This is a genomic window from Pseudomonas danubii (assembly GCF_042980055.1).
GTDB classification, from domain to species: domain Bacteria; phylum Pseudomonadota; class Gammaproteobacteria; order Pseudomonadales; family Pseudomonadaceae; genus Aquipseudomonas; species Aquipseudomonas danubii.
Genome location: NZ_CP116502.1, coordinates 2858689 through 2874158 on the forward strand (window position 1 = coordinate 2858689; position 15470 = coordinate 2874158).

The 15470-nt window shown below is 62.1% G+C and carries 16 protein-coding genes; 11 read left to right on the forward strand and 5 right to left on the reverse strand.

Annotated features, from left to right (window positions below; translation table 11 throughout):
• Positions 1-97 precede the first annotated feature (97 nt).
• From PFZ56_RS13295 to PFZ56_RS13305, 3 genes are read left to right on the forward strand one after another with little or no spacing between them, the layout of a single operon-like run.
• On the forward strand, positions 98-595 hold the full coding sequence (locus tag PFZ56_RS13295) for an MFS transporter (RefSeq protein WP_102861644.1): 498 nt from the start codon (positions 98-100) through the stop codon (positions 593-595).
• Between the two features lie 32 nt (positions 596-627).
• On the forward strand, positions 628-1404 hold the full coding sequence (locus PFZ56_RS13300; RefSeq protein WP_110595098.1) for a class II glutamine amidotransferase: 777 nt from the start codon (positions 628-630) through the stop codon (positions 1402-1404).
• A gap of 10 nt (positions 1405-1414) precedes the next feature.
• Positions 1415-1957, forward strand: coding sequence for a DUF2937 family protein (locus PFZ56_RS13305; protein ID WP_170001324.1), 543 nt, complete (start codon positions 1415-1417; stop codon positions 1955-1957).
• A 106-nt stretch (positions 1958-2063) separates the two neighbouring features.
• On the opposite strand, the gene PFZ56_RS13310 is transcribed toward PFZ56_RS13305, so the two are convergent.
• A complete protein-coding gene (locus tag PFZ56_RS13310) occupies positions 2064-2984 on the reverse strand; it encodes a LysR family transcriptional regulator (protein ID WP_102878752.1) in 921 nt (306 codons plus the stop codon).
• A 138-nt stretch (positions 2985-3122) separates the two neighbouring features.
• Here PFZ56_RS13310 and PFZ56_RS13315 point away from each other — a divergent pair, with 138 nt between their 5' ends.
• The 4 genes from PFZ56_RS13315 to PFZ56_RS13330 all read left to right on the forward strand — a co-directional run bounded on the left by PFZ56_RS13315 (position 3123) and on the right by PFZ56_RS13330 (position 6846).
• Positions 3123-4406, forward strand: coding sequence for an MFS transporter (locus PFZ56_RS13315; protein ID WP_102861648.1), 1284 nt, complete (start codon positions 3123-3125; stop codon positions 4404-4406).
• A gap of 72 nt (positions 4407-4478) precedes the next feature.
• Positions 4479-5231: a 5-oxoprolinase subunit PxpA gene (locus tag PFZ56_RS13320; RefSeq protein WP_170001323.1), complete on the forward strand. Its 753-nt coding sequence runs from the start codon at positions 4479-4481 to the stop codon at positions 5229-5231.
• Positions 5228-5932, forward strand: a complete 705-nt coding sequence (pxpB, locus tag PFZ56_RS13325) for a 5-oxoprolinase subunit PxpB (protein WP_115581810.1) — start codon at positions 5228-5230, stop codon at positions 5930-5932. The genes PFZ56_RS13320 and pxpB overlap by 4 nt, the downstream gene beginning before the upstream one ends.
• On the forward strand, positions 5929-6846 hold the full coding sequence (locus tag PFZ56_RS13330) for a biotin-dependent carboxyltransferase family protein (protein ID WP_170001322.1): 918 nt from the start codon (positions 5929-5931) through the stop codon (positions 6844-6846). The genes pxpB and PFZ56_RS13330 overlap by 4 nt, the downstream gene beginning before the upstream one ends.
• A gap of 132 nt (positions 6847-6978) precedes the next feature.
• On the opposite strand, the gene PFZ56_RS13335 is transcribed toward PFZ56_RS13330, so the two are convergent.
• The 3 genes from PFZ56_RS13335 to PFZ56_RS13345 all read right to left on the reverse strand — a co-directional run bounded on the left by PFZ56_RS13335 (position 6979) and on the right by PFZ56_RS13345 (position 10235).
• Positions 6979-8157 carry a VWA domain-containing protein gene (locus PFZ56_RS13335; protein WP_102861652.1) on the reverse strand — a complete coding sequence of 393 codons (1179 nt, stop codon included), beginning with the start codon at positions 8155-8157 and terminating at the stop codon, positions 6979-6981.
• Between the two features lie 12 nt (positions 8158-8169).
• A complete protein-coding gene (locus PFZ56_RS13340; protein ID WP_011059855.1) occupies positions 8170-9015 on the reverse strand; it encodes a MoxR family ATPase in 846 nt (281 codons plus the stop codon).
• A 143-nt stretch (positions 9016-9158) separates the two neighbouring features.
• Positions 9159-10235 (reverse strand): DUF748 domain-containing protein, encoded by a 1077-nt coding sequence (locus PFZ56_RS13345; protein ID WP_170001321.1) that lies wholly within the window; start codon positions 10233-10235, stop codon positions 9159-9161.
• A gap of 127 nt (positions 10236-10362) precedes the next feature.
• On the opposite strand from PFZ56_RS13345, the gene cysK reads away from it, so the two are divergent.
• From cysK to PFZ56_RS13365, 4 genes are all read left to right on the forward strand, one after another.
• Positions 10363-11337, forward strand: a complete 975-nt coding sequence (cysK, locus tag PFZ56_RS13350) for a cysteine synthase A (protein WP_102861654.1) — start codon at positions 10363-10365, stop codon at positions 11335-11337.
• 236 nt (positions 11338-11573) lie between these two features.
• Positions 11574-12512 (forward strand): aspartyl/asparaginyl beta-hydroxylase domain-containing protein, encoded by a 939-nt coding sequence (locus PFZ56_RS13355; RefSeq protein ID WP_102878768.1) that lies wholly within the window; start codon positions 11574-11576, stop codon positions 12510-12512.
• A 352-nt stretch (positions 12513-12864) separates the two neighbouring features.
• Positions 12865-13728 carry a DMT family transporter gene (locus PFZ56_RS13360; RefSeq protein ID WP_102878769.1) on the forward strand — a complete coding sequence of 288 codons (864 nt, stop codon included), beginning with the start codon at positions 12865-12867 and terminating at the stop codon, positions 13726-13728.
• 342 nt (positions 13729-14070) lie between these two features.
• A complete protein-coding gene (locus PFZ56_RS13365; RefSeq protein ID WP_102861657.1) occupies positions 14071-14448 on the forward strand; it encodes a hypothetical protein in 378 nt (125 codons plus the stop codon).
• A 15-nt stretch (positions 14449-14463) separates the two neighbouring features.
• On the opposite strand, the gene PFZ56_RS13370 is transcribed toward PFZ56_RS13365, so the two are convergent.
• Positions 14464-15408, reverse strand: a complete 945-nt coding sequence (locus PFZ56_RS13370; RefSeq protein WP_102878770.1) for a LysR family transcriptional regulator — start codon at positions 15406-15408, stop codon at positions 14464-14466.
• Positions 15409-15470 lie beyond the last annotated feature (62 nt).

The following is a 15470-nucleotide window of genomic DNA, read 5'->3' on the forward strand; positions in this document are numbered from 1 at the left end:
TGGCTCTCGAACGAAGACAAATGAGGGCTTGGCAGACGGCGGTGCAGCCTGACACGGGAAAAGTCGTTATCATAAGCGCCTCTTTGCCTGCCTTGCCATGGACACCATGACCGAGAACGACTATCTGATCGCCTGGGGCCTTTACGCCTTTGCCGCCTTGGGCTGCCTGCTGGTGTGGATGCGCCTGACCCGCTGGATGTGGCGCTGGCTGCGCGAGCCGCTGCGTGTACTGGTGGCGGTGCTGCTGTTCAGTCCCACCATCATCGACCCGGTCAAGGAAAAATTTGCCCCGGCGGTGGCCATCACTGCCCTGGATATGGCCTTCAAGGTCGGCAACAACGCCTGGCGCGCGGTGTCCGATTTGTTCATGTACGGCATGATCGCCTTTGGCGTGTACCTGCTGTTCGTGCTGATCCGCTGGCCCATCGAGCGTGCCGCCAATGAACGCCGCCAGCGCAACGAAGCGGCGCAAGCCGCGGCCAAGGCTGCCGAAGTCGAGGATGACCAGCCCTTTGGCGGTGCCGGCAATGACCGTTATGGTCGTCCGCCAGCTGCGGGCACCCCCCTGAACACGCGGGTCGAGCCGCGTCTGTAACCTGGCCCCGGCATTGCAGCGAGAGTCCGAGCATGTGTGAGTTATTGGGCATGAGCGCCAATGTACCGACCGATATCGTCTTCAGCTTTACCGGGCTGATGCAACGCGGCGGCCGCACCGGCCCCCATCGCGACGGTTGGGGTATCGCCTTCTACGAGGGCCGCGGCCTGCGGCTGTTCCAGGACCCAGCGGCCAGCAGCGAGTCGGAAGTGGCCAACCTGGTACAGCGCTACCCGATCAAGAGCGAAGTGGTCATCGGTCATATCCGCCAGGCCAACGTCGGCAAGGTCTGCCTGGCCAACACCCATCCCTTTGTCCGTGAACTCTGGGGCCGCAATTGGTGCTTTGCCCATAACGGTCAGTTGGCGGACTTCCAGCCCCAGACCAGCTTCTATCGTCCAGTGGGCGATACCGACAGCGAGGCGGCCTTCTGTGACTTGCTCAACCGGGTGCGCGAAGCCTTTCCCGAACCGGTGGAGGTCGAGCAACTGCTGCCGACCCTGATCCAGGCCTGTAGCGAGTACCGCAGCAAGGGTGTGTTCAACGGCTTGCTCAGCGACGGCGACTGGCTGTTCTGCTTCTGCTCCACCAAGCTGGCGCAGATCACCCGGCGCGCGCCGTTCGGCCCGGCCCGGCTCAAGGATGTCGATGTGATTGTCGACTTCCAGGCGGAAACCACCCCCAACGACGTTGTGACGGTGATCGCCACCGAACCTCTGACCGAAAACGAAACCTGGACCCGCTATCAGCCGGGCCAATGGAGCCTGTGGCGGCGCGGTGAATGCGTCAGCCACGGCCAGACCGAATAAGGACATCTCTATGTTGCTCAGTTATCTGCGGCTGGTGTTGTTCGCCGCCGGCCTGTTGATCGGTGTGCAAGTGCCGGGTTTCATCAGCGACTACGCCAAGCGCGTGGAAGCCCACTTGATTGAGTCGCAGAACAGCCTGCGGGGCTTCCAGGGCACCGCGCAGCAATTCTTCAAGGGCGATCTGAATGCGCTGGTGGCCCATTACCGGGCCAGCGAAGACCCGGTGTTTCGCAGCGATGCCGAAAGCTTGAGCGGTTTGCTCCATCGTCAGCTGGCCCTGGACAAGCAATACCAGGCGATGCAGGGCCCGTGGTACATCCGCCTACTGCAAGTGGCCCTGGCAGCCGACCCGGATATCCGCAAGGAAACCTGGGACGGCTACAGCTACCAGATCCTGCTGACCCCGGAAGCGATGATCTGGGGCATGAGCGGCGCTTTGCTGCTGTCCTTCGGCCTTGAGTGCCTGTATCGCCTGATCGACTGGGTGGTCTTGGGCGGGCGGCGCCTGCGCCAGAGCCGTCCGATCGAAGAGCGCGACCTAAAGGGCCTCTGACCTCTGTAGGAGCCGGCTTGCCGGCGAAGCGGCCGCGTGGCTTGCGCCTGGCTGCAGATCGCCTTCGCTGGCAAACCAGCTCCTACGCGGGGTGTGATGGCGATGTTTACTGGGGGGCGATCAGAACCAGCTGATCCTCGCCGACCTTCTGCCCATAGCGCTGCACCACGCGCTGGCACAGCTCCACGATATCCTCCACCAGCTCCACGCCCACACGCCACGACACCACCACCTGCAGGTTGGGCGGGCGCTGGTCGATGGCCAGCAAGGTGAGTTCGCCACGGGCTAGTTCCTCGCGGACCAGCACCGGCGGCAGGGCGCCAATCCCGAAGCCGTCCCTTAACAGGCGGGTGATGGCCGACACCGAGTTGACGCAATTGAGCCGTGGCGCCAGCACCCCGTTGGCCTGCATCAGGCTCAGTACCTGCTGGTGGGGCAGGGAGTTCTTCGAATAGGTGATGATCCGCTCCCGGGCCAGCTCGGCGAGATTGGCGTAGTCGCGGTTGTAGATCGAGTTGCTGGCGGCAATCCAGCCCACCGGGTGGCTGGCCAGCTCCCGGCTGCGGATACTTTCCTGGCGCAGCAAGTCGGTCTGCAGCACCAGGTCGAGAAAGCCTTTTTGCAGCTGGTCGCAGAGATTCAGCGAGGTGTCGGCCACCAGTTCGATTTCCACTTGCGGGTAGTGATCCATCATTTCCGCCACCAGGGGGCTGAGCCAGGTGTGGATCACCGTATCCATGACCCCGATGCGAATCCGCCCGACCTTGCTCGACGGCGCCTCGATGGACTGTTTCAGCACCTGCAGGGTGTCGAGCATCTGCTCGGCGTGCTCCAGCACCTTGAGCCCTTGCGGGGTCAGGCTGACGCCCCGCGAGTCCCGCAGGAACAGCTTCACCCCCAGTTCGCCTTCCAGCACCGCGATACGGCTGGAGATTGCCGCCTGGGTGGTGAAGAGTTTTTCCGCGGTCAGGCTGAAGCTCTTGAGCCGCGCTACCCAGACGAAGGTTTCGAGAAACTTGAGATTCATGGGATCAACTTTTCTTATGCCTTGGGGCGGTTTTTATTAGTTGGACGCAGGTTGTGCCTGAACCGAAGAATGGCCCGACCCACGATATGCGTCGTCGGGGCCCAGAACAATACCAACAACACTACCCTGGAGATCGCCATGAGTGCGCCCGAAACATTGGCCGCCAAGGCTCCGCGCCGCGCCGGCCCGTTTGACTGGTACCGGGACATCAACCAGCAGGAACGCCGGACATTCTGGAGCTGCAAGATAGGTTACGGCCTGGATGGCATGGACACCCAGATGCTCAGCTTCGTGATCCCGACCTTGATCGCGCTGTGGGGCATCACTTCCGCCGAAGCCGGCCTGATCCATACCAGTACCTTGCTGGCCTCCGCCCTGGGAGGCTGGATCGCCGGGATTCTTTCCGACCGCATCGGCCGGGTACGCACCCTGCAACTCACGGTGCTGTGGTTTGCCGTCTTCACCTTTCTCTGCGGTCTTGCGCAGAACTACGAACAGTTGCTGATCGCCCGCACCTTGATGGGGTTTGGATTCGGCGGCGAGTGGACCGCCGGGGCGGTGCTGATCGGTGAGGTGATCCGCGCCAAGAACCGTGGCAAGGCGGTGGGCATGGTGCAGTCCGGCTGGGCCCTGGGCTGGGGGCTGACGGCGCTGCTGTATGCGCTGCTGTTCTCCTTGCTGCCGCCGGAGGACGCCTGGCGCGGACTATTTCTGCTGGGCATCCTGCCGGCGATTTTCGTGATCTTCGTTCGTCGCCTGGTCAAGGACCCCGAGGTCTACCGGGCAACCAAGGCACGTGAAGCGCCAAGCAACCCGGCGCGGTTCTACGAGATCTTCGCCCCGGGGATTCTCAGCACCACCCTGCGCGCCTCCTTGCTGGCGGCAGGGGCCCAGGGTGGTTACTACGCCATCACCTTCTGGCTGCCGACCTATCTGAAGACCGAGCGCGGCTTGAGCGTGCTCAGTACCGGCGGCTACCTGGCCATGGTGATCGCCGGCTCCTACGTGGGCTATGTGATCAGCGCCTACCTGACGGATATTCTCGGCCGCAAGAAGAACTTCGTGCTGTTCGCCGCCGGCTCTTTCACCATTGTCCTGCTCTATACGCAAATGCCGGTGAGCAATGCCGTGATGCTCTGGCTGGGCTTTCCCCTGGGCTTCTTCGCTTCAGGCATTTTCAGCGGCATGGGGGCGTTCCTCACTGAGCTGTTCCCCACCCGTATCCGCGGTTCCGGTCAGGGTTTCTGCTACAACAGCGGCCGGGCGCTGGCGGCGCTGTTCCCGCTGCTGATCGGCCTGCTGAGCCAGCATGTACCCCTGAGCGTGGCCATCGGCAGCTTTGCCGCGGTGTCCTACGGCGTGGTGGTGCTGGCGGCCCTGAGCCTGCCGGAAACCCGCGGCAAGGAACTTGAGGCGCGCTAACTGATAATCTGCGCGGACATTGCGCGACAGCCCTGCAGCTGACCCACAACAAGAACCACAGGAGCACTGACCATGAGCCGCCTGTTATTGAATTGCGACATCGGCGAGAGCTTTGGCAACTGGACCCTGGGCCTGGATGCCGAGGTGATGCCCTTTATCGACTGCGCCAACATTGCCTGCGGCTTCCATGCCGGCGACCCGGGCATCATGCGCAAGACCGTGACCCTGGCCCTGGCCAACGGCGTGCGCATCGGTGCGCACCCGGCCTATCAGGATCTGGCCGGTTTCGGCCGCCGCTCCATGAGCTATTCGCCCGAGGAGATTCGTGACCTGCTGCACTACCAGATCGGCGCGCTGGACGGCATCTGCCGGGCCCAGGGCGCGCGGGTCAGCTACGTCAAACCCCACGGCGCGATGTACAACGACATGATGGCCAAGCCGACCCAGTTGCGGGCGGTGATCCAGGCGGTGGCGGCCTACGACCCGCAACTGCCGCTGATGCTCATGGCCACGCGGGATAACAGCACGGCCCAGGCCCTGGGCGATGAATACGGCGTGACCCTGTGGTTCGAGGCCTTTGCCGACCGTGCCTACGACAACGCCGGGCATCTAGTGTCGCGGCAGTTGCCGGGCGCGGTGCATCACGATCCGCAGACCATTCTCCAGCAGGCCTTGACCATCGCTCGGGGCGACACCCTGACCGCCAGCGACGGCAGCGCCTTGCTGCTGCAGGCCGACACCCTGTGCGTGCACGGCGACAACGCCAGTTCGGTGGCTGCCGTGCAGCGCATTCGCGAGGCCTTGAACCAGCAGTCCGGCCTATGAAGCCACAGGTTGAAGTCGTCGCCATCGACTGCCTGATGGTGCGCTTGTTCGAGGTGATCGCCGAGGACAACATGCCCTGGATGCTGGCCGCCGCCCAAGGGCTGCGGCGGGCCTTTGGCGAGTCTCTGATCGACCTGGTGCCGTCCTATACCACGTTGATGGTGCATTACGACCTGCTGGCCCTGAGTCCGTCCGAGGCTCGGCAGCGGATCGCGGTCGCCTTGACCGATCTGGCGCCCAGTACCACTCAGGCCGGGCGCGAGCATGTGCTGCCGGTGTGGTACGACCTCAGTGTCGGGCCGGAACTGGCGCTGTTGTCCCGGCGCAGCGGGCTGTCGGTGCCTGAGGTGATCGAGCGTCACAGCCAGCGTGAATATCAAGTGTTCGCCCTGGGTTTCGCGCCCGGATTTGCCTTCATGGGGCTGGTGGAAGAGGCGCTGGCGGCGCCGCGGCTGAACACCCCGCGCAAGCGGGTGGCGGCGGGCAGTGTGGGGATCGCCGAACGCCAGACCGCCGCTTACCCGGTGGTATCGCCGGGAGGCTGGAACCTGATCGGCCGGACCCCGAGCCGCCTGTTCGATCGCGAACGCGAAGGCTACAGCCTGATGCAGCCGGGGGACCGCGTGCGCTTTGCTGCCGTGGAGCGGGCCGAGTTCCTGCGCCTGGGGGGCGATGACACGCCGCTGGAGGTGCCGGCATGAGCCGTTTGATGATCGAGGCCAGCACCCCGCTGTGCCTGCTGCAGGATGCCGGGCGTTTTGGCGTGCGCCATTTGGGCGTGACCCAGGGCGGGGCGCTGGATTGGGTGTCGATGTCCTGGGCCAACTGGCTGCTGGGCAATGCCCTGGATGCGCCGGTGGTGGAAATCACCCTGGGCGGTTTCACCCTGTTGGCCGAGGACTATTGCCTGCTGGCCCTGGCCGGGGCCGATCTGGGGGCATATGTCGATGAGCGGCCTTTGAGCCCGGGACGCAGTTTCATCCTGCAAAAGGGCCAGCGCCTGCGTTTTACTCAACCTTTCTTCGGCGCCCGGGCCTACCTGGCAGCCCCTGGCGGATTTGACGCGCCCAAGGTGCTGGGCAGTTGCGCCAGTGTGTTGCGCGAAGCCTTGGGCGGCCCGGATGGTCATGGCCGGGCCCTGAGCGAGGGCGGGGCCTTGAGTTATTCGGGGACTGGCGGTGCGCTCAGGAGCTTGTCGGCTGCGCAGTTGCCGGATTGGCAATGCGCAGCACCCCTGGAGGTGATTCTGGGCGCGCAGATCGGCCAGTTCAGCGGTTTGAGCCTGTTCGACGCCTTCAACAGCACCTGGACCCTGGACAGCCGCGCTGATCGCATGGGCGCGCGCTTGCTGGGACCGACCTTGCAGTATCAGGGCCGGCCGATGATTTCCGAGGGCATTCCCCTGGGGGCGATCCAGGTGCCGCCGGACGGCCAGCCGATCATCCTGCTCAATGATCGGCAGACCATTGGCGGCTATCCGCGATTGGGGGCGTTGACCCCCTTGTCACTGGCGCGGTTGGCGCAGTGCTTGCCGGGCAGCGAGGTGCGATTGACGCCGGTGGTGCAGGAAACGGCGCATCGGCAGCAGGTGGCATTCTTGCGCAGGTTTGGGTAGTGGCTGAAGGCGGCCGCTTCGCGACCGTTCGCAGCCTGCGGCAGCGGCTACAGGGGATTTCCTGTAGCCGCTGTCGAGCCTTGGCGAGGCTGCGAAAAGGCCGCAAGGCCTTGCTTGACGGTCCCGCGCCGCTTACTTGGACAGGAAGCGCATGCCTTCTTCCAGGCCACGCAAGGTCAGCGGGTACATCTGGTCTTCGATCAACTCGCGAACGATGTTGGTCGAAGCGGTGTAGCCCCAGGTGTCTTTCGGGTAGGGATTGATCCAGATGAGCTTCTTGTACTTCTCCATGAAGCGCTGCATCCACACATAGCCGGCTTCTTCGTTCCAGTGCTCGACGCTGCCGCCGGCCTGGGTGATTTCGTAGGGCGCCATGGCGGCGTCACCGACGAAGATCACTTTGTAGTCGGCGCCGTACTTGTGCAGCAGGTCCTGGGTCGAGGTGCGCTCGGAACCGCGACGCAGGTTGTTCTTCCACACCGATTCATAGATGAAGTTGTGGAAGTAGTAGTACTCCAGGTGCTTGAACTCGGTCTTGCAGGCCGAGAACAGTTCCTCGCAGATCTTCACGTGGGCATCCATGGAACCGCCGATGTCGAACAGCAACAGCAGCTTGATGCTGTTGCGTCGCTCCGGGCGCATCTGGATGTTCAGCAACCCGGCATCCCGGGCGGTGTGGTCGATGGTGCCGTCGATGTCCAGCTCCTCCGCCGCACCCTGGCGCGCGAACTTGCGCAGCCGGCGCAGGGCCACCTTGATGTTGCGGGTGCCCAGTTCCACCGAGTCGTCGAGGTTCTTGTATTCGCGCTGGTCCCAGACTTTCACCGCCTTGCCCTGGCGCTTGCCGGCATCGCCGACGCGGATGCCTTCCGGATTGAAACCGCCGGAGCCGAAGGGGCTGGTGCCGCCGGTGCCGATCCACTTGTTGCCGCCGGCGTGGCGTTCCTTCTGTTCTTCCAGGCGCTTCTTGAATTCTTCGATGAGCTTGTCCAGGCCGCCCAGGGACTGGATCTGCGCCCGTTCCTCATCGCTCAGGGAACGCTCGAATTCCTTGCGTAGCCAATCCTCGGGGATCAGCGCCTGCAGGTGGTCATCGAGCTTTTCCAGGCCATTGAAGTAGGCGCCGAAGGCTCGGTCGAACTTGTCGAAATGCCGTTCGTCCTTCACCAGGATCGCCCGGGCGAGGTAGTAGAACTCGTCCATGTCGGCGAAGGTTACGCGCTGCTTGAGTGCGTTGATCAGGTCCAGCAGCTCGCGTACCGACACCGGCACCTTGGCCGCGCGCATTTCATTGAACAGGTTGAGCAGCATGGAATCAGCCTCTTAACGACTACCGCGACGGCTCATGAACGCCAGGCGCTCCAGCAGTTGTACGTCCTGCTCGTTCTTCACCAGGGCGCCGGCCAGGGGCGGGATGGCCTTGGTCGGATCGCGTTCGCGCAGCACCGCTTCGCCGATGTTGTCGGCCATCAAGAGCTTGAGCCAGTCCACCAGCTCCGAGGTCGAGGGCTTCTTCTTAAGGCCCGGCACCTTGCGCACATCGAAGAACACGTCCAGGGCTTCGCTGACCAGGTCTTTCTTGATGTCGGGGTAGTGCACGTCGACGATTTTCTGCAGGGTGGTGCGGTCGGGGAAGGCGATGTAGTGGAAGAAGCAGCGACGCAGGAAGGCGTCCGGCAGCTCTTTCTCGTTGTTGGAGGTAATGATGATGATCGGCCGCTGCTTGGCCTTGATGGTCTCGTCGATTTCATAGACGTAGAACTCCATCTTGTCGAGCTCTTGCAGCAGGTCGTTGGGGAACTCGATGTCGGCCTTGTCGATCTCGTCGATCAAGAGGATCACCCGCTCCTCGGATTCGAAGGCTTCCCAGAGCTTGCCCTTCTTCAGGTAGTTGCGGATGTCGTGGACCTTGTCCACACCCAGCTGGGAGTCGCGCAGGCGGCTGACCGCGTCGTACTCATACAGACCCTGGTGGGCCTTGGTGGTGGACTTGATGTGCCAGGTGATCAGCTTGGCGCCAAAGGATTCGGCCAGTTGCTCGGCGAGCATGGTCTTGCCGGTGCCGGGTTCGCCCTTGACCAGCAGCGGACGCTCCAGGGTGATGGCGGCGTTGACTGCCAGCTTCAGGTCATCGGTGGCGACGTATGCGCTGGTGCCTTCGAACTTCATCTGCAATTCCTCGAACGGTGACGGCGAGCTGCCCGGGGCAGATCGATTGAATGGAGAGTGATGGCGCGACTATAACGCGGTGCCCGGTCGACTGTGAACGTGGACGCCCCATTCAGTCTCTGAATGGAGCGTCACGGGGTGACTCAGTCAGTCGAGGGCTTGGGTTGTTCGTAACGGGCATTGAAGGCCTGGATGAATCCATTGCGCAAAATCTGCAAAAACGCCTGGAATGCGCTGATATCTTGCTGGTGCACGCTGCCGCTGAGTTCGACCCGGGTGGCGAACTGGTTCTTGTGCTGGTTCTTCAGCAGGTTTTCCCCGGCCCCCACCAAGGCTTCCCATACCGAGCGGAATACTCCTTTGTTGCGGTTCTCCACATCCTGCTGCCAGTTGAAGACTTCCACGTCCCGCAGCAGCGGCTTGATATAGCCATGCAGTTGGCCCTTCTCGGCCTGGGCTTCGATCACCACGTCGCCGTGTCCGGCATTGAAGTCGAACTTGCCGTAGGCCGAGGCGAAGTCGTTGAAACGCTTGAGTTCGATACCCCGGGCCCGCAGACGGAATTCGAAGTCCTCGAAATTGCTCAGGGGGTCGAAGGTGGCGGTGCTTTCCATGGGGGCCTGGCCTTGCAGCAAGGCCTTGCCGTCGAAGCGCGCATCGCGTTTGCCCTGGGTATCCACCACGTTGGTCAGGTTGTAGAAACTGGCATTGACCTGGGTGGCGCCGATGTTCACCGGGGGAGTGGAGCTGAAGTTGCGAAAGTGGATCTTGCCGTCGCTGATCCGCAGCTCGTCGAGAGTGATGGGCAACAGCTTGCCCAGTTGCGCCCGCCAGTCGGTGCCTTCACCGGTCTGCGACGCTTGCTTGTCGGCGCCGCCATCGACGAAGTTCAGCTCCGGCTGGACAAACTGCACCTTGGCCACCACGGCGTGGTCGTACCACAGTGAATGCCAGCTCACCGCCAGGTCGATCTGCGGCGCCTTGACGAAGGGCACCGGTACCTTGCCGCTGACCTTGACGATCTCCAGCCCGTTGATGCGGTAGGCGCCGCGCCACAGGGCCAGGTCGATATCGCTGATCTGGCCACGGTAGTCGCCCATGTCCGCCAGTTTGTCATTCAGGTAGTCGCGCACCAGATAGGGCAGGGTGACGTGCAGGGCCAGCAGCAGGACCAGCAGGCCGGCCAGGGTCCATAGGGGCCAACGGTAACGACGTTTCATGATCAGCAGTCTCCAGCCGTATAGAGGCATTGACTGCCTGGGGTCGCAGTCGTTCGGCGCGACTGGACGCTCAAAGGCACCAGGCATACCCTTGAGGACTTCTTCACTGCTGCATAAGGACCCAGCCATGAGCCGAATTTTTGCTGACAATGCCCATTCCATCGGCAATACGCCCTTGGTGCAGATCAACCGTATCGCCCCTCGCGGCGTGACCATCCTGGCCAAGATCGAAGGGCGTAACCCGGGCTACTCGGTGAAATGCCGGATCGGCGCCAACATGATCTGGGACGCGGAAAGTCGCGGCAAGCTCAAGCCGGGCATGACCATCGTCGAGCCCACTTCGGGCAACACCGGGATTGGCCTGGCGTTCGTCGCCGCTGCCCGTGGTTACAAGCTGATGCTGACCATGCCCGCGTCCATGAGCATCGAGCGGCGCAAGGTGCTCAAGGCCCTGGGGGCGGAGCTGGTCCTGACCGAGCCGGCCAAGGGCATGAAGGGCGCGATTGAAAAGGCGGCGGAAATTCTCGCCAGCGATCCGTCCAAGTACTTCATGCCGCAGCAGTTCGATAACCCGGCCAACCCGGCGATCCATGAGAAAACCACCGGTCCGGAAATCTGGAACGACACCGACGGCGCCGTGGATGTGCTGGTGGCTGGGGTCGGCACGGGTGGCACCATCAGCGGCGTGTCGCGCTATATCAAGAAGACCCAGGGCAAGCCGATCCTCTCGGTGGCGGTGGAACCTGCCACTTCGCCGGTCATCAGCCAGAAACTGGCCGGCGAAGAGATCAAGCCCAGCCCCCACAAGATCCAGGGCATCGGCGCCGGTTTCGTGCCCAAGAACCTGGATCTGGAAATGGTCGACCGGGTCGAGCTGGTGACCGACGAGGAATCCAAGGCCATGGCCCTGCGGTTGATGCAGGAAGAGGGGATTCTCTGCGGGATATCCTGCGGCGCGGCCATGGCGGTGGCGGTGCGCCTGGCCCAGACCCCGGAAATGCAGGGCAAGACCATCGTGGTGATCCTGCCGGACTCCGGCGAGCGCTATCTGTCGAGCATGCTGTTCAGCGACCTGTTCACCGAGCAGGAAAACCAGCAGTAACGCACCTCGGGCATTCGCCGACAGGCGCCGGCTCGCCGGTGAATGCTGACCTACATCAGGCAAGGGCCTGGCCGCTTATGCTACTTAAGCGCCTTTGTTGCACGCCCGTTAACACTGAATGTTGAGTCGTGCGGGTTTTTCCAGGGTCCAGGAGTGTTTATCATTGCCGGCTGCCAGGTTGGGTGAACACTCCCCCACACAGCCTGCACAGGTGCCTATTTCCAAGGAGTCGTTGCATGAGCTTTTCCTTTGCCGCCAAGTTCGCGGTGTTGTCGCTGTTCGTCGGCAGCATCCTTTATGTGCATCTGCGCGGCAAAGCGCGTCTGCCGGTACTGCGCCAGTTCGTCAACCATTCGGCGTTGTTTGCCCCCTACAACGCGCTGATGTATCTGTTTTCCGGAGTGCCTTCCAAGCCTTACCTGGACCGCAGCAAGTTCCCCGAGCTGGATATCCTGCGGGATAACTGGGAAGTGATCCGCGAAGAGGCCATGCATCTGTTCGATGAGGGGTATATCCGCGCGGCGGAGAAGAACAACGATGCCGGCTTCGGTTCCTTCTTCAAGAAGGGTTGGAAGCGTTTCTACCTCAAGTGGTACGACAAGCCCCTGCCGTCGGCGGCCGCGCTGTGCCCCAAGACCGTCGAGCTGGTGAGCGCCATTCCCAACGTCAAGGGTGCGATGTTCGCCCTGCTGCCCGGTGGCAGTCACCTGAACCCGCACCGCGATCCCTTTGCCGGCTCGCTGCGTTATCACCTGGGGTTATCGACCCCCAACTCCGACGCTTGCCGGATCTTTGTCGATGGCCAGGAGTACGCCTGGCGCGACGGTGAAGACGTGATGTTCGACGAGACCTATGTGCACTGGGTGAAGAACGAAACCGAAACCACCCGGGTGATCCTGTTCTGCGACATCGAACGGCCGTTGAGCAGCCCGCTGATGACGCGAATCAATCGCTGGGTCAGCGCCCAGTTGGGGCGTGCGACCGCGCCGCAGAACCTTGATGACGAGCGCGTCGGCGGGATTAACCAGGCTTACGCCTGGAGCAAGCGTTTCAGCGACAGCTTCAGCGGTGTGGTCAAGCAGTGGAAGCGCCGCAATCCCAAGCTCTACCGCATCCTGCGCCCGGTTCTGGCGGTGGTGGTGCTGGTGGTCTTGTGGAAGTGGCTGTTCGGATAAATCTTGCAATGAATATCGGGCGCCGGTTACATTCGGCGCTCGATGAGTCAGCCGACTCATGGTTTTTTCCCTTCAAGAAAGATCAGCTCATGGCCTTTTCCCCTCTCAACGCGGTAGTGGTTTCAGCGGTCAACGCTGGCGTCGTGCCGTGCGGGAATCAGCAGCCTGTGCAGATCGGTCAGTACCCCCCACCTGTCAGTAGCACGCCGGTGTACGCAGTCGTATCACCGCCGGGCGTTGGCTTTTCGGGCTGATCAGCAATCGCTGCTGTTCCCTGTGCCCGCCTGAACCAAACACTACTGAACTTCAGCCTTGGCTGAATTGGCTTCTTGCCTGATTACAGGTGGTTTTCATGTTGCTCATTTCCAAAAAGTCCGCACTTGCGGCGGCCTCCACGAGCCTGTTCGTCCTGCTCTGGAGCAGTGGCGCGATCTTCTCCAAATGGGGCCTGACCCAGGCTTCGCCCTTTGCCTTCCTGCTGCTGCGTTTCATCATCGCCCTGATGGGGCTGGTGCTGCTGATGCCCTTGCTCAAGCTCCGCCTGCCCCGGGGGCGTCGGGCCGTGGGCTTTGCCATGGCCACCGGCCTGGTGCTGCTGGGGGCCTACCAGATCTTCTACATCCTGGCCCTGGACCTGAAGGTCACCCCTGGCGTCATGGCCACCATCATGGGGGTGCAGCCGATCCTCACCGTGGTGCTGATGGAGCGCCAGCGTTCCTGGAGCCGCCTGTTCGGCCTCAGTCTGGGGCTCACCGGGCTGATCATGGTGGTCTACCAGGGCATCGGTCTGGCGGGGATATCCGTCTCCGGCATGCTCTGTGGCCTGCTGGCCCTGGTCAGCATGACGGCCGGTTCGATCATGCAGAAACGCATCACCGACAACCCCTTGGGCACCCTGCCGGTGCAGTACCTGGCGGGCCTGTTGCTGTGTGCGCTGTTCGTGCCGTTCCAGCCGTTTCACTTCGAGTACAGCGCCGGCTTCGTGATTGCGCTGCTGTGGATGGGGTTGGTGGTGTCGGTACTGGCCACACTGCTGCTGTACCGCTTGATCGCTCAGGGCAACCTGGTGAATGTCACCAGTCTGTTCTATCTGGTGCCGGCGGTGACCGCATTGATGGACTTTATCTTTTTCGGCAATCGTCTGGCCTGGCTGAGCCTGATGGGCATGGGCCTGATCATTGTCGGCCTGGTCTTCGTGTTCCGTAAGAGCGCCTGATAGTTACGGGCGACGATCTTCGCGGTGGTTGTCCAGACCTGCGGCCGAGCGCAATGCTCGGTCGCTTTTGCCCATTATTGATTCAATTAATGATCGACTATAAGCATGAATAGTGGCTAGATGCCACTATCGTCGTGTAGTTCTTTGCCGGTCAATAAAGGTCTGATTTCAAACCTTGTATGTGCACGTAATGAGCGACTGAAGCGAACCCTCAAGGTTCTTTTGATAACCAGATGCTTAGACTTTTTTGTTGGTATTCCAAATTAGTCCATCAGACAAACCTTAAAAGCTAAAGCCGGTACCTAGACTGACGACATAGTCCTTAAACAAAGGAGAGTCAGTATGAACGCAACGTTCGCTTCAACCGCTTTCGGTTTGCTTTTGGGACTGTCGAGCAGTTGTTTCGCCGCTGCTCCCGTGGCACAGGGGGTCATCCGCTTTACCGGCAGTATCGTTGAGAGCCATTGCACCACCAGCGCCGCCAGCACAGGGCTTAGCCTACGCCAGTGTCCTCAAGGCTCGCGCGGCACCGCAATCGACGTAGCCCGTGTGGGAGCCGTGGCCAGCGTCAGCGCTTCGGATCATTCCGCCGTCAAGGTCAAGCTCTTGGCCGACAGCGGTTCCCAGGGCCGCTACTACAACCAGCACTATGCCTTTGTTGATCAGGCCGGAAAGGCCGTAACCTCCGGCACCTACCTGATTACCCTGAACGTTCCTTGAGCCCCTTGCTGGCACTCAGTCTCGGTTCAACCCATGTTCCTTGCGAACCGAGTTCATGAAGGCCTGCATCGCCGACGATTGGATGCGGTGCCGCCGGGTGATCAACCCGAAGGGCGGCAACCGCGCCTCGAACTGGATCGGCAGCACCGCCAACAGGTGACGCCCGGGATAGTCCTCGACTACCGAAACCGGTGTAACACCGATCATGTCGGTCTGCTGCACCAGGGACAGCAAGGTCATGATCGAGGTGGTCTCGACGATGCTGCTGGGGATGTCGACCCGGGCGTTGTGGAACACTTGGTTGATGATCGAGCGCATGGGGCTGGGATGCTGTTGCAGCACCCAGGTTTCGTTCTGCAATTGTGCCCAGCTCAAGTGCGTGGCTTGTGCCAGTGGATTCTGCGCCCCAGCGATCACGCACAGGGCCTCTTCACCCAGGCTGTCGAAGAGCAGTTCCTCGGCCCGTGCGCCAGCGGGGATCCTGCCCAGGACGATGTCCAGTTGATCCTGCAATAACGCCTGTACCAGCACATCGCTGGTGTCTACCTGAATGCTCATGGACAGCCGGGGGTGACTCTGCTTGAGGGTCGCGATGGTCCGCGTCAGCAGTCCTGAGGCCAGGGCTGGAATGGCCCCCACCGCAACCCGCCCGAGGTTGCCGGATTCCAGGGCTACCAGTTCCTCGCGCATGCCACTGAGTTCGGCGAAGACCATCTGGGCGTAGTAGATCACCGTCTCGCCGAAAGGCGTGGAGCGCATGCCCCGAGGCAGGCGTTCGAACAGCTCGACCCCCAGCAGGTCCTCGGCCTCATGGAGCATCTTGGTAGCGGCTGGCTGGGTCATGCCGATGTTGTCCGCAGCGCGGCGCAGAGAGCCGAACTCCTGCAGGGCCAGCATCAGTCGTAATTGGCGCAGGCGCAGGCGACTGTGAATCATGTTGGCATCAGGAATCTTGGTCATAGGGCCGGGCTCGCAGTAAGAGGCAGCGGCAAGCCTGACAATAAATGCCAGGCGTTGCCAGG

Bases quoted from the DNA above. Each gene is read 5' to 3' on its own strand.
- PFZ56_RS13305 (WP_170001324.1), top strand. From the start codon at position 1,415: ATGTTGCTCAGTTATCTGCGGCTGGTGTTGTTCGCCGCCGGCCTGTTG.
- PFZ56_RS13330 (WP_170001322.1), top strand. From the start codon at position 5,929: ATGAGCCGTTTGATGATCGAGGCCAGCACCCCGCTGTGCCTGCTGCAG.
- PFZ56_RS13300 (WP_110595098.1), top strand. From the start codon at position 628: ATGTGTGAGTTATTGGGCATGAGCGCCAATGTACCGACCGATATCGTC.
- PFZ56_RS13365 (WP_102861657.1), top strand. From the start codon at position 14,071: ATGAACGCAACGTTCGCTTCAACCGCTTTCGGTTTGCTTTTGGGACTG.
- PFZ56_RS13310 (WP_102878752.1), bottom strand. From the start codon at position 2,984: ATGAATCTCAAGTTTCTCGAAACCTTCGTCTGGGTAGCGCGGCTCAAG.
- PFZ56_RS13360 (WP_102878769.1), top strand. From the start codon at position 12,865: ATGTTGCTCATTTCCAAAAAGTCCGCACTTGCGGCGGCCTCCACGAGC.
- PFZ56_RS13315 (WP_102861648.1), top strand. From the start codon at position 3,123: ATGAGTGCGCCCGAAACATTGGCCGCCAAGGCTCCGCGCCGCGCCGGC.
- cysK (WP_102861654.1), top strand. From the start codon at position 10,363: ATGAGCCGAATTTTTGCTGACAATGCCCATTCCATCGGCAATACGCCC.
- PFZ56_RS13335 (WP_102861652.1), bottom strand. From the start codon at position 8,157: ATGCTGCTCAACCTGTTCAATGAAATGCGCGCGGCCAAGGTGCCGGTG.
- PFZ56_RS13355 (WP_102878768.1), top strand. From the start codon at position 11,574: ATGAGCTTTTCCTTTGCCGCCAAGTTCGCGGTGTTGTCGCTGTTCGTC.
- PFZ56_RS13320 (WP_170001323.1), top strand. From the start codon at position 4,479: ATGAGCCGCCTGTTATTGAATTGCGACATCGGCGAGAGCTTTGGCAAC.
- PFZ56_RS13340 (WP_011059855.1), bottom strand. From the start codon at position 9,015: ATGAAGTTCGAAGGCACCAGCGCATACGTCGCCACCGATGACCTGAAG.
- pxpB (WP_115581810.1), top strand. From the start codon at position 5,228: ATGAAGCCACAGGTTGAAGTCGTCGCCATCGACTGCCTGATGGTGCGC.
- PFZ56_RS13345 (WP_170001321.1), bottom strand. From the start codon at position 10,235: ATGAAACGTCGTTACCGTTGGCCCCTATGGACCCTGGCCGGCCTGCTG.
- PFZ56_RS13370 (WP_102878770.1), bottom strand. From the start codon at position 15,408: ATGACCAAGATTCCTGATGCCAACATGATTCACAGTCGCCTGCGCCTG.
- PFZ56_RS13295 (WP_102861644.1), top strand. From the start codon at position 98: ATGGACACCATGACCGAGAACGACTATCTGATCGCCTGGGGCCTTTAC.